This window comes from Candidatus Poribacteria bacterium (genome assembly GCA_016866785.1).
In the GTDB taxonomy this organism is placed as follows: domain Bacteria; phylum Poribacteria; class WGA-4E.
In genome coordinates, this window is the sequence record VGLH01000010.1 from 1 (window position 1) to 12,660 (window position 12,660).

Here is a 12,660-nt window from a genome sequence, read left to right on the forward strand (position 1 = left end):
AGGTACGCGGCGACGATGGCGAACAAGCCTGCTACGGCGGCTGTCAATCGGACTTCGGGTTCCGCATACGAGATGAGCGTGTCGAGCGTGCGGAGCCTGCGCCACATGCCCACGGCGCGCGCTCCGGGTTGCCGAGACCTCGACCCCACGAACGCCGCCAGCAGACAGATCGACGGAAGGGCTGCGTACGCCGCTGTGAAAACGCGTCGACGAAAGCCCTGCCAGAGAGCTCGGGCGTGCCACTGACGGGTTCCAGCCATGAGGCAGGCGTGCTGCAAAGTGAACCCCAAGCCGGCTGCCACGACCAGGACGGACGCCATCACGTAGGTGACCGGATGCGTGAAGTAGAGCGCGAGCGACAGACCGGTGAACACGACCGTTTCGCGGAACCCTATGCACTCCTTGTGGAGCATCCAGTAGCCGACGACGAGGAAGAACGCCGGCAGGCTGAAGGCGAAGTTGTAGAACCCCATGTGAAGCAGGAAGTTGAGGATGAACGGGAACGCGAGTACCGCGAGCCAGCCGGCGTCAGGGCGTATCGCGCGCAGGGCGTACCGGGCGGAGACGGGAAGCAGCACGATGTACGCCGACACGAAGAGCTTCTCGGCGAGGATGGCGGGCAGGACGGTCAGCAGCGCCGCCAGAACCAGATGTCCGCTCCAGTTCGGGTCCGGGCGCAGGTTGAGGACGAAGTACTCGCGGAAGTGGGCTCCCTCAGCCGTGAAGTAACGGCGCAGGATGTTGGCGTTGTTGAGGTGCTCTCCGCCGTCCTGCGTCGGGAAGTACCGGAACGCCCAGATGGGGACGAGATGGGCGGCGATCAGGAGAACGAAGAGCGCGTTCTCGGGTTGGCGGAGCCAGGCGGTCCACGTCGATACGTGACGGATCGCCGCGCGCCGGACGGCGGTGCCCATCAGACACGCCAAGCGTAGCGCGCGAGCAGGACGAGGACGAACACTGCAACCCCCAGCAGCCAGACGAGGGCGTTCAGCACTACGGACAGGGTGTGCCCGACGCGGAACGCCGCCTGCGCATCCGCGTATTCGGCAGAGCCTTCGACAGCCTGATTCCGCGCAACGCGGCTCGCCTCGACTCGTGGCATCAACCCGATGCGCGCGTAGACTGTGGTTCCCAGCATGATGCCCACCAGCGCTGCCGTCAGCACGGACAACCCGGACAGGTCGCGTGCGGCAACGCGATACGCGGCTCCGGCGATCAGCGCCAGCCCGCCCACGATCATGCAGAACGTGTAGTACGCCGGGAACGCGGATCGGATGTAGATACCGGCGTGCTCGGCATCGAGCGCTCGGAATGCAGTCGGGGCGGTGACCGCAGAGAAGAGCGTGATCGCGCCGATCCAGACTCCGAGTCCGAGCAGCTCTGCGACTCCCAGCAGCGTGCGGCCCATGGTTCCCTCGGTACCTCTACAGCCTGCGGTCGATCTCCTCGCGCACCATGGCTGCCCAGCGCGCCAGGCGTGGACGGTCGCCTTCGATGCGGTAGACATCACGGAAAACGAGCTCGGTGTTGCAGTCGCGCGATGCGGACAGCGTCTCCTGAATGTCCTTGCGCAGACCGTCCCAGTCCGGCGTGTAGCCGCTGATGAGCCACGGCTTCGGCTTGCGGGCGAAGACGCACGTCTTGCCCAGCTTCTGTCCGATGAGCTCCATGTCGCACCAGGGCGAGATGGACACGGCGCGTACGTGCGGGATCGCCCGGATGATCATGTCCCACCGGTCGCTGACGGGCTCGCAGCAACCGTAGTAGATCAACCCGAACTGCGCGGCGACATCGGCGATGTAGGGCAGGAAGAATTCGTCGAACATCGCGGGAGAGATGCCAGCCGTCTCCTGCGATTCCGCCCATATCCACAGGTCGCGGAGCCGCGCCGTGCCGTTGTAGCCGGATTGAGGCAGGACGGTTGTGAACCCGGGACTGCCGGAGCCGACCAACGTCGAGTCGTTGTTGAGCCCTAGCAGTCCTTCCAGCTCCAGGAACTCGTGGTACGCGACGCGGTCATCGCGCAGGTAGGACATGATCCGGTGGATCGCTTCCGGCTCGTCGAAGACCCAGACCATCAGGTTCGCATTGCCGACGAGCTTGAACAGGTCTTGGGTCAACGGGCTGTGGAACCCACGGATGCCGTGGAGCGTGACCGGCATGATATCGCCGATGAGATCGGCGATTCGCTCGTGTGCGGCACGGCTCCCTTCGCGATCCACCGTCCATGACCGTGGCTTGAGCCGGTCGACATCCGCCGGCGTCTGGATCGGGTGCTCATAGGAGTAGCCCGTCGTACCGCCGACGTGATCGGTCGCGTGCGTGCGCGGGATCGTCACGCCGTAGTCGGGGCCCGACACGTGCCAACCCATCTTCCAGACCGGCTCGACGACGATATCGTCCCCGACCTCCTCGACGTGACGGATCACATGCCGCATGTGGCGTTCGAGTCCGCGACAGGCCGCGTCCTGACACACGAGCTCGCTCGTGTCGACGTATCGCTCGAGCGTCCACGTCTCGAAGAGGACCATGGGACGCTCCGCGCGCAGGTCCTTCTCGAGCGTCCAGAGGCGCTTGCGTTCCTCCATGACCGGCAGGTTCGCAAGCTCGACCCATCGCTTGGCGAGGTCTCGGACAACGAACCGATCGTTGCTGTCCATTCTGTCCGCTCCCTTGCATAGATCGCGCGGTGTCGACGCAGAAGGTCTACTCCCAATCGACGATGGAGAGGGTCTGCCCAGCGCGGAGCGTCACGTCGCGGTCCAGCGCAATCTGCGTCCTGCCGTCGCGTGTCGAGGCGGAGCACTCGATCCTGCCGCCGTTCGAGATGGTGCGCGGATTCGACATGGCGAATCCCAGGGACACGGTGCGGAGCGCGAGTTCCCCGTATCGCACATCGACCTCGACGCGCTTGACCCCTTGTCGGAGCGACTGGCGGACAACGCCCCATCCCGAATCCACCGACAGGAAGCAGGCGAAGTCGTCCTGATACACGCGCGGGGCGAAGTGGAGCCTCTTGGCGTGCGCGGTGTAGAGCAGGTCGGACAGCGCGACGAGCACCGAGTACGACGCCATCGAACGGGCGTAATGGTGCCCGCACTCGAACTCATTCCACGGGTTCCGCCGAACGCCCGTGTGACGGTCGCGGACACCCTTGACGACCGCGATGCCCTCCTCGACGAGCCCTTCGTAGATCAGATGGCTGGCGACCTGGTACTCGATCCCGCACCAGACTTCGTCCGAGTAGACGAACGGCAGCGCAGGCCGTCCGCCCCGGGGCCATGACGCCAGGAGCAGACCCGCCTCGTCATTCACGGCGTAGATCCGCTGAGGGTTCGGATGGTCGGACAAGTCCGACTTCCAGTTGTAGCGGAAGATCGACGCCATCGTCTTGCGCACCTTGTCCGCGTCGAACAGATCGCCCAGATGAAGGAGCCGCGCGAACCACTGCCCGATCATCTGGTCGGACAGACAGCCGATGCCATACTGGTACTTCGGGAAGTCGAGGCTCTTGGGATCGAGCGTCTCGTTCTCTCGACCTTCGACTTTGACGTCGTGGATGTAGAACTCGCCGTTGAAGAGCGTTTCGTCCATCTTCCGACTGCCGCTCTCGAACACGCGCCTCAGCTCTGCGGCGACATCGGATTCGTCGAGATGGCGCGCCATCTCCTCGGCGGCGCGGAGCGCGCCTAGGTAGAAGCTGCCGATCATCGTGTTCGGACCGTGGAACTCGATGTCGTAGGTGTTGTGTTGGACACCCTCGATTACGCCGTCCTTGTCCTTGTCCCAATGCGTGAAGGCGTATCCGAGCGACTGTTTCACCTGGGGCCAGACTTTGCGGAGCCACGCTTCGTCGCCGCAGACGAGCCACTCGCGATAGACCTTCATGATGCCGCCCAACTGCCCATCGGCGGCGGCATGGAACGACGCCTCCGGGATCACGCCCAGCGGGAGTGGCATGCGGAACGTCATGTGGCCATCGCCGTGAAGGTTGAACGCGTAGTCGGAGTCGCGGATCGAGCGTTCGAGCGATGGGAACAGGAACGGCAGCGCCTGGGCGTAGTTCCAGACGTGCGTGCAGGTACCCTCGCAACAGCCGCTTTCGGGGCTGCACCCCTCCCAGCCGTAGAACGTCCCGTCCTCAAGCCGCAGACAGGTCGGCGACTTGAGAATGGAAATCTGGGAACTCACCGCGTCGAGCACGGGAGCCGGCAGCGTCGATTCGTAGAGCGCCGCCGAGAACTCGCGCGTCTGGGATTCGAGGCGCTCGTGGTGGGTGCCGAGGTAGTCCGCGACGGCGACCGCATCCGCGAACCGCGTCGCGTAATGGTTCCGCCAGACCGGTTTCGGATCGGCGCCGCCCCAATACTTGACGAAGTTGGGCGTGTGCCAAATGATCCACACGGGCAAGGTCGTGGACTCGCCGGGAGCGACCGTGACACGCAAGCCGATGGAGCCGATATCGGTTCCGCGCTCTGCGGTGGCGGGCTCGCGGTCCTCCTCGAGCTCTCCCTCGCTCGCCTGGTCCCAGAAGCGGTGGAGCGAGTCGAACCAACCGCCACGGAACCAGTGGGTCTGGACGTTCAGTTCGCGGTGCGGCGTCGCCAACGCGAAGGAGCCATAGCGCGGCGAATCCTCCGGGTACTTGGTGGTGGACATCCGCAGCCCGCGCACGTCCGCGTGCTCGAAGTACTCGATGACGCCGTTGCCGGGCTCCGGGTGACCCGACTTGTTCTCGAGGTTGGCGAAAAGGACGGCTTCGACCGGTTCATCCGACGGATTGGACAGGTGGAACAGGAACATCGCCGCCGGCAGACCGGAATCGTCGGGGTTCAGCGGGATGAAAGGATTGAACGCCTCCATCGAGACGGTCAGGGGCATCTTGGGATCATCGAAGTCCAGTCGGGCGATGGGAAAGGACCCGACGAACTGGACTGCTCGGAAGTGCGGCAAGCCAGAGCCGTCGAGGCGCGTGATGCCCGAGCCGCCAGCCGTGAAGTTGGCGCCGCTGACCGGACCCTGGACGACCCGGGTGACTGGCGCGTCGTCGCCCTTCTTGGCGAAGAGCGTGAAGAACGTGTAGTTGAACGCCAAGCCCTTGTGCGGTCGGTTGAACACCTCGAAGTCGCGCAGTTGTCCCCAGCCACCGAGGGAGATCATGCCGGTGCCGATCCCGCCCAAGGGGAACGCGATCTCGTCGAGCTCTCTGCCGGTGTAGATGCGAGCCGCGCCGCGTCCGAACAAGTCCTCGTGCGAATAGGGGATCTGTGGATTCCGCGCCTTCATCGGATGCTCCTTTAGGACCTGACGCTCTCTCCGGTGCGGCATGTATCCCATATCGTGCTATCCGGCACAAGCAGTGCCATCAGGCGTTGTGGGTCATCGTCTCGTAGGCTATTCTCGAATACCACACTGGCGAGAGGACACGCGATGACACTCCGCAGCCTCTGCCGCTGCGCCACCATGCTTGCCATTTGGATCGCTGTGAGCCACTCCATCCACGGACAGGTGAGCGCCATGGAACTCTACGTTGCACCGATCGGCAACGACGCATGGTCGGGGAAGGCAGCGTCGCCCAACTCGGCTGGCACAGACGGGCCTCTCGCGACCGTTTGTGCGGCGGTGACGGCGGCGCGCAGCCATGCCGGGAAGGAACCGGTGACGGTATGGGTCCGCGAAGGCACGTACTACCTCGAACAGCCGTTGGAGTTCACATCGGCGGATTCTGGAACATCGTCGGCTCCCATCACCTACGCAGCGTACCCTGGTGAGAAGCCCGTGTTGAGCGCAGGACGTCGGCTGAACGGATGGCGACCTGCTAAGGTCAACGGTCAGACCGTGTGGACCGCGCAGATTCCCGAGGTCGCCCGCGGGGCTCGCGACCTGCGGCAGTTGTTCGTCAACGGCGAGCGCCGACTCCGCGCTCGCATGCCAAACGCGGGATGGTTCGAGGTCGCGGCGCTGCCGGACGTGAAAGACGATACGCCGTGGCACGAGGGACAGACGCGCTTCGAGTTCGCTCCCGGCGACCTGAAGGCGTGGGACGACGCGGACGAAGGCGAAGTGGTTCCCCTCCACTTCTGGGTCGATTCCCATCTGCCCATCGCAAGCGTCGATGAGGCGTCTCGCATCGCCACGTTCGCCAAGCGGAGCGTCTTCCGCATGACGGGCGACCACGGCAAGAAGGGCTGCATCTACTACGTCGAGAACGTGCTGGCGGCTCTCGACCAGCCCGGCGAATGGGTGATCCATCGCAAGTCGGGCACGCTCTACTACCTGCCCATGCCGGGCGAAGACATCGCGACGTTCGAGGCGGTGATCGCGGTGCATCCACAGGTCGTGAGGTTCTCCGGCGAGCCGGAGAGCGGGAAGACGGTCGATCATATCCGGCTTCAGGGGCTGACCTTCAGCCATGCGGAATGGTGGTTGTCCGACAGCTACGAACCGGAGTGGCCCAACAAGGACATCGGTGGGATGGTCCAGGCGGCGTTTGGCGTGCCTGGAGCCATCCGCATGCGCGGCGCGAGGGACTGCGTCATCGAAGACTGCACGGTCGCTCACGTCGGCACCTACGGCATCGAGCTGGAGCGGGGTTGTCAGGACAACACGATCGTCCGCAACACGATCACCGACCTGGGAGCCGGCGGCGTCAAGATCGGCGAGACGTCGATCCGCGAGCTGGCGGCAGAGCAGACGCATCGGAACACGGTGACCGACAACGTGATCTCTTCCGGCGGGCGTGTGTTCCATAGCGCGGTGGGCGTCTGGATCGGTCATAGCGGCGGGAACGTCGTCGCACACAACGACATCCACGACTTCTATTACACCGGCATCTCAGTCGGGTGGTCGTGGGGCTACGGCAGGAGCCTCGCAACTCACAACCGGATCGAGCAGAACCACATCTACACGATTGGACAGGGCTGGCTCAGCGACATGGGAGCCATCTACCTGCTCGGCGTCGCGCCGGGAACGACGGTCCGCAACAACCTCATCCACGACATCACATCGCGCGGGTACGGCGGGTGGGGCATTTACCCCGACGAAGGTTCCAGCCATCTCGTCATCGAAGACAACATCGTCTACCGGACGAATCGGTGTGGGTTCCATCTCCACTACGGCAAGGACAATCTGGTTCGGAACAACATCTTCGCGCTGTCCGGCGAGGCTCAGATCTGCCGGACGCGCCCTGACCCCTTCGTGTTCACGCGGAACATCGTCTACTGGAGCGAAGGGAACCTGCTGGGCGGCAATTGGTCCGAGCTGAACGTCGTCATGGCGGGCAATCTCTACTTCGACACGAGCGGCAAGCCGATCACTCCGGCTGGCAAGACGTGGGCGGAGTGGACGTCGTCAGGGATGGACGCCGGCACGGTGATCGCCGACCCGGGGTTCCGCGACCCCTCCAATGGCGACTTCACGCTGCTGTCAGACTCTCCAGCGTGGGACGTTGGGTTCCGCCCGATCGACATGGAGTCCGTGGGCCCACGGCGGTAGTCGGGGCCCTCACAGGTGTCCATACGCACCGAATTGGCGTTGACACCTACATGGGCGGATGTTAGACTTTACAGCACCGCAGGGACATCGAGCGAGTCTGCGGACGGTCGTGGCGCGCGGGAGTAGCTCAGGGGTAGAGCGCAACCTTGCCAAGGTTGATGTCGCGGGTTCAAATCCCGTCTCCCGCTCCATGGACGCCGCCGTCTCACGTAGCCCCTACGGCGACGTAGCCAAGTGGCTAAGGCAGGGGTCTGCAAAACCCCGATCGTCGGTTCGATTCCGACCGTCGCCTCCACTGAAATCTGCGGGTGGTTAGCTCAGATGGTTAGAGTGCTTGCTTGACATGCAAGAGGTCAGTGGTTCAAGTCCACTACCACCCACCACGAACCGATCATCCTTCCCGTACGGCGGCACGCATCGCATCGGAGGGACAACCCTATAGCACGTTGCGCAGACCGTTGTTCCATCACCGAGCGATGCGACGCTCTACGTGGAAGAGCCTGATGAAGGCTCTTTTTTCGTTCCTGTCGCATCGGCACGATCTGTCTTCGCTCGGCTCGAGGTAGGGTCCATGGCTGTCGTCAAAATCACGTTGCCGGACGGTTCCGTGAAAGAGGTGGCTCAAGGTTCCACTGCGCTCGCAGTGGCGCAGTCCATCGGTCAGAGGCTCGCGAAGGACGCCCTCGCGGTTCGCCTGAACGGCGTTCTGCGGGACCTTTCGACGCCGATCACGGAAGACGCGACGGCGACATTCTGCACGTTCGACAGCCCCGACGGCAAGGAAGTCTACCGTCACAGCGCGGCGCACGTGATGGCGCAAGCTGTTCAGCGGCTGCGTCCCGGCGCGAAGGTGACCATCGGTCCAGCCATCGACGACGGGTTCTACTACGACTTCGACACCGAGCCCTTCACGCCCGACGACCTGGTGAAGATCGAAGAGGAGATGCGCCGCATCATCGAAGCGGACTACTCCTACTCGCGGGAAGACGTGTCGCGCGAGAGCGCCTACCCGGTGTTCGACGCGATGAACGAGCCGTACAAGCGCGAGATTCTCGACGGCATCGAAGACGCGACCGTCTCGATCTACCGACAGGGCGAGTTCACTGATCTGTGCCGAGGTCCGCACGTGCCCAGCACAGGCAGACTTCGCATCGTGAAGCTCCTGAACACCTCGGGCGCGTACTGGCGCGGCGATGAGGAAAACACGCAGCTCCAGCGGATCTACGGAACCGCCTGGGAGACCCAGGCGCAGCTCGACGACTACCTGAAGCGGCTGGAAGAGGCGGAACGCCGCGACCATCGGCGGCTCGGTAAGCAGCTCGACCTCTACAGCACGCAGCCCGACCTGGGCGGCGGTCTGGTCCTGTGGCATCCCAAAGGGGCGTTCGTCCGCCATCTCATCGAGGAGTTCTGGAAGTCGCGACACCTCGAAGGCGGCTACGACTTCGTCTACTCGCCGCACATCGGGCGAGCCCATCTGTGGGAAACGAGCGGGCATCTCGATTTCTATGCCGACAGCATGTACTCGCCGATGGACATCGACGGTCAGGATTACTACCTGAAGCCCATGAACTGCCCGTTCCACATTCTGATCTACAAAAGCCGGCTGCACTCCTACCGGGAGCTGCCGATGCGGCTCGCCGAGTTGGGCACCGTCTACCGGTACGAGCGCGCCGGCACGCTGCACGGGCTGAACCGGGTTCGGAGCTTCACGCAGGACGACGCCCACATCTTCTGCCGCCCCGAGCAGATGCCGGAGGAGATCAGCCGTACGCTCGGCTTCTGCCTCGATCTGCTGCGAGCCTTCGGGTTCACGGAGTTCGAGACCTATCTCTCGACGCGGCCCGAGAAGTCGGTCGGCGATCCGACGCAGTGGACATCCGCAGAAGCGGCTCTGCGCGGCGCTCTTGACCGCGCGGGTCTTCCGTACGAAGTGGACGACGGAGGCGGAGCCTTCTACGGGCCCAAGATCGATCTGAAGATCCGCGACGCTCTGGGCAGGTCGTGGCAGTGCTCGACGATCCAGTTCGACTTCAACCTGCCGGAACGCTTCGACGTCACTTACGTCGGCGAGGATGGGCGAGAGCACCGTCCGTACATGATCCACCGCGCCCTCCTGGGGAGCGTCGAACGGTTCTTCGCCGTCTTTGTCGAACACTATGGAGGAGCCTTCCCGGTCTGGCTGGCTCCCACGCAGGCGGTCGTTCTGACGATCACCGCCGACCACGATGCCTACGCGACGGAAGTGCAGAATGCGCTCAAGGCAGCGGGAATCCGTGTCGAGGGCGACTACAGGAACGAGAAGCTCGGTCTGAAGGTGCGTGAGGCGCAGCTAGCGAAGATCCCGTATATGCTGGTGATCGGCAATCGGGAGGTCGAGGAACGCACGGTGTCGGTGCGGACACGCTCAGGCGAGAACCGGGGCGGCACGAACCTCGAATCGTTCCTGGAGTCGATTCAGGAGGAAATACGCTCAAAACGATGAATACCCGACAGTCGCGACGTACCTTCGGACAAGCTGCCGACCGCACGCGCGTGAACGACCAAGTACGCGCTCGGCAGGTCCGCCTGATCGACGAGAACGGCGAGCAGCTGGGTATCATGTCGTCCGAGGACGCCTATCGGATCGCGCAGGAGCGCGAGCTAGACCTGGTCGAGGTCGCACCCGATGGGCGCCCCCCGGTCTGTCGGGTGATGAACTACAGCAAGTTCCGCTACGAGCAGGCGAAGCGTGCCCGAGCCGCGCGCAAGAACCAGAAGGTGATCGAGATCAAGGAGATCCGCCTGTATCCTGCGATGGCGGATCACGATGTCGAGTACCGGCTGCGGCACGCCGAGGAGTTCCTCAAGGAGGGCGCCAAGGTTCGCGCGACGATCCGGTTCCGCGGCAGGCAGGTGGTCCACTCGGAGCTGGGCGAAGACCTGCTGAGGCGCTTCGCCGAAGAGCTGAAGGAGCTCAGCGTCGTCGAGCAGGCGCCGAGGCTCGAGGGGCGGTCCATGGCGCTGCTGCTGGCTCCGCGCGGTGATGCGGCGGCGAACACATAGGCGCGACGAGACGCTCGCCCGTGTGATATACTATTGCCTTGCGGATGTGATGCGTTGACGCGACGGCGCATGTAAGGAATTCTCCATGCCGAAGATGAAGACGCACAAGGGCGCTGCCAAGCGGTTCAAGAAGACGGGTGGGGGCAAGTTCAAGCGCGTCCATGCCAGCAACAACCACTACTTCGAGCGGAAGAGCTCTGCCCGCAAGCGCCGTCTCGAGCGGCCTGCATACGTCCACGCGAGCGACGAGGGGCGCGTCAAGAGGCTCCTTCCTTACGGCTAGACGCCGCAATCGGAGATCGACTCGATGGCACGGATCAAACGGGGCGTCGCTGCCCGTAAGCACAAGAAGAACACGCTGCGCCACACGAAAGGCTTTCGGGGCGGTCGGAACAATCTGATTCGATCTGCCCGTGAAGGATTGGAGAAGGGCTGGAACTACGCGTACCGCGACCGGAGGAAGAAGAAGGGCGAGTACCGCCGCCTCTGGATCGCGCGTATCAACGCCGCCGCCCGGATCCATGACATCTCGTACAGCCGACTCATCGACGGACTCAACAAGGCGGGCGTCGACCTGAATCGCAAGGTGCTCGCCGAAATGGCAATCAGCGACGACGCTGCATTCGCCCAGCTCGTCGAGATCGCCAAGAAGAGCTCGGTATCCGGCTGAGTCGATCCGCTGGATCGACCTGCGCGCAAAGGCGATGACCGAAGTGCAGTAAGCGCCTGAGCCATCCCGCTCAGAGAGAGGCAGCCACCGGCTGGAAGCTGCCTCCGGGATCAGTCGCCGAAATTCCTTCGCGAGCTGCCCGCTTGAATCCCTTGGTAGTAGGGCGGGACGGTTCCCACCGTGACCGGGATGACAGAGCGGGCGCCCTGGCGATGGGCGCCAAGAAGGGTGGTACCGCGGAAGCCCTGCTTCGGTGCGTGGGCGAGCTCGGCTCGCCGAAACGCCAGGAGCCTGACGCTTTCGTCCCTTCCGTGCGTGGTTCTCACGCTGGAGGTGAACGACAGACGTCGGGTTTTTTGTTTGCCCACGCGCCCCCGGGCATGGCACCGAGGAGACCGTTCGATGCAAGAGCAGATCGACGCGATTCGGGAAGAGGCGCAAGCGCTGCTTGCGCAGGTCAGCTCCCTCCAGGACGTTGAGTCAGCCCGGATCAGGCTCCTGGGTAGGAAAGGGAACCTGACCGAACTGCGACGAGCGCTCGCAGGGCTGGCGGACGAGGAACGTCCGACATGGGGAAAAGCCATCAATGCCCTGAGTCGGGAGATCGTCGAAGCTCTCGACGCAGCCCAGACCAGTATGCAGGAGGCAGAGCGCCCCGTCGCGCTCGAGGACGAAGGCATCGATGTCTCGCTTCCGGGTAGACAGCCTAACCTAGGCGGACTGCACCCCATCACGCAGACTATCGACCGGATCCGCGAGATATTCTTGGCAATGGGTTTCGAGGAGGTCGAGGGTCCAGAGGTCGAGACGGAGTACTACAACTTCGACGCGTTGAACACGCCCGCGCACCACCCGGCGCGCGACATGCACGACACCTTCTACATCACGGACACCGTGTTGCTTCGGACGCACACGTCGCCCGTCCAGGTCCGCGCGATGGAACAGCGCCAGCCCCCGATTCGGATCATCGCTCCGGGTCGCGTTTATCGGAAAGACGCCGATGTATCGCACAGTCCCATGTTCCACCAGGTCGAAGGATTGCTGGTGGACCGGAACATCCGGTTCAGTGATCTGAAGGGCATCCTGGCTGAGTTTGCCCGCCAGATGTTCGGACCGTCGACGCGCGTGCGATTCCGCCCCAGCTTCTTCCCGTTCACCGAGCCCAGCGCCGAAGTGGACGTCTCGTGCTTCTTCTGCGGCGGCGAGGGCTGCCGCGTGTGCAAGCGGACCGGATGGATCGAGATCCTCGGCGCGGGATGTGTCGACCCGGAGGTGTTCCGGTGTGTCGGGTACGACCCGGATGTCTACACCGGGTTCGCGTTCGGCATGGGCCCGGATCGGATCGCCATGTTGCGGTACGGGATCAACGACATTCGTGTCCTGTTCGAGAACGACATGCGGTTCCTGACCCAGTTCTAGACGACCGCTGCGATGGTGCTGACAAGGGGCTG

At 63.8% G+C, this 12,660-nt stretch carries 10 protein-coding genes and 3 tRNA genes; 9 read left to right on the forward strand and 4 right to left on the reverse strand.

Annotation, left to right across the window (positions count from 1 at the left end; all coding sequences use genetic code 11):
* The 4 genes from FJZ36_02670 to FJZ36_02685 form a co-directional block, all read right to left on the reverse strand.
* Positions 1–914, reverse strand: a 914-nt coding sequence (locus FJZ36_02670) for a hypothetical protein (GenBank protein MBM3213805.1), incomplete at its 3' end; no start/stop codon positions are given.
* On the reverse strand, positions 914–1,510 hold the full coding sequence (locus FJZ36_02675; protein MBM3213806.1) for a DUF4149 domain-containing protein: 597 nt from the start codon (positions 1,508–1,510) through the stop codon (positions 914–916). The genes FJZ36_02670 and FJZ36_02675, both read right to left, overlap by 1 nt.
* Positions 1,425–2,660, reverse strand: coding sequence for a hypothetical protein (locus FJZ36_02680; GenBank protein MBM3213807.1), 1,236 nt, complete (start codon positions 2,658–2,660; stop codon positions 1,425–1,427). The genes FJZ36_02675 and FJZ36_02680 overlap by 86 nt, the downstream gene beginning before the upstream one ends.
* A 46-nt stretch (positions 2,661–2,706) precedes the next feature.
* Positions 2,707–5,337: a hypothetical protein gene (locus tag FJZ36_02685; protein MBM3213808.1), complete on the reverse strand. Its 2,631-nt coding sequence runs from the start codon at positions 5,335–5,337 to the stop codon at positions 2,707–2,709.
* Positions 5,338–5,430: 93 nt separating this feature from the next.
* Between FJZ36_02685 and FJZ36_02690 the strand changes: the two genes are divergently transcribed.
* The 9 genes from FJZ36_02690 (at position 5,431) to pheS (ending at position 12,628) form a co-directional block, all read left to right on the forward strand.
* Entirely contained in the window at positions 5,431–7,494 is a 2,064-nt protein-coding gene (locus FJZ36_02690) for a hypothetical protein (GenBank protein MBM3213809.1), read from the forward strand.
* A gap of 116 nt (positions 7,495–7,610) precedes the next feature.
* A tRNA-Gly gene (locus FJZ36_02695) sits at positions 7,611–7,685 on the forward strand.
* Positions 7,686–7,714: 29 nt separating this feature from the next.
* Positions 7,715–7,789, forward strand: a tRNA-Cys gene (locus tag FJZ36_02700).
* 11 nt (positions 7,790–7,800) lie between these two features.
* Positions 7,801–7,877, forward strand: a tRNA-Val gene (locus FJZ36_02705).
* 188 nt (positions 7,878–8,065) lie between these two features.
* The gene (gene thrS / locus FJZ36_02710) at positions 8,066–9,979 is read left to right on the forward strand and encodes a threonine--tRNA ligase (protein ID MBM3213810.1); all 1,914 of its coding nucleotides are present in this window, start codon (positions 8,066–8,068) and stop codon (positions 9,977–9,979) included.
* A complete protein-coding gene (locus FJZ36_02715) occupies positions 9,976–10,539 on the forward strand; it encodes a translation initiation factor IF-3 (GenBank protein MBM3213811.1) in 564 nt (187 codons plus the stop codon). The genes thrS and FJZ36_02715 overlap by 4 nt, the downstream gene beginning before the upstream one ends.
* Before the next feature lie 85 nt (positions 10,540–10,624).
* Complete coding sequence (gene rpmI, locus FJZ36_02720) at positions 10,625–10,822, forward strand: 50S ribosomal protein L35 (GenBank protein MBM3213812.1); 198 nt, start codon at positions 10,625–10,627, stop codon at positions 10,820–10,822.
* Between the two features lie 24 nt (positions 10,823–10,846).
* Positions 10,847–11,209: a 50S ribosomal protein L20 gene (gene rplT / locus FJZ36_02725; protein MBM3213813.1), complete on the forward strand. Its 363-nt coding sequence runs from the start codon at positions 10,847–10,849 to the stop codon at positions 11,207–11,209.
* Positions 11,210–11,611: 402 nt separating this feature from the next.
* A complete protein-coding gene (gene pheS / locus FJZ36_02730) occupies positions 11,612–12,628 on the forward strand; it encodes a phenylalanine--tRNA ligase subunit alpha (GenBank protein ID MBM3213814.1) in 1,017 nt (338 codons plus the stop codon).
* Positions 12,629–12,660 lie beyond the last annotated feature (32 nt).

Excerpts from the sequence above, each read along its gene's own strand:
- rpmI (MBM3213812.1), top strand. The coding sequence starts at position 10,625 with ATGCCGAAGATGAAGACGCACAAGGGCGCTGCCAAGCGGTTCAAGAAG.
- FJZ36_02685 (MBM3213808.1), bottom strand. The coding sequence starts at position 5,337 with ATGGGATACATGCCGCACCGGAGAGAGCGTCAGGTCCTAAAGGAGCAT.
- pheS (MBM3213814.1), top strand. The coding sequence starts at position 11,612 with ATGCAAGAGCAGATCGACGCGATTCGGGAAGAGGCGCAAGCGCTGCTT.
- FJZ36_02690 (MBM3213809.1), top strand. The coding sequence starts at position 5,431 with ATGACACTCCGCAGCCTCTGCCGCTGCGCCACCATGCTTGCCATTTGG.
- FJZ36_02680 (MBM3213807.1), bottom strand. The coding sequence starts at position 2,660 with ATGGACAGCAACGATCGGTTCGTTGTCCGAGACCTCGCCAAGCGATGG.
- FJZ36_02715 (MBM3213811.1), top strand. The coding sequence starts at position 9,976 with ATGAATACCCGACAGTCGCGACGTACCTTCGGACAAGCTGCCGACCGC.
- thrS (MBM3213810.1), top strand. The coding sequence starts at position 8,066 with ATGGCTGTCGTCAAAATCACGTTGCCGGACGGTTCCGTGAAAGAGGTG.
- rplT (MBM3213813.1), top strand. The coding sequence starts at position 10,847 with ATGGCACGGATCAAACGGGGCGTCGCTGCCCGTAAGCACAAGAAGAAC.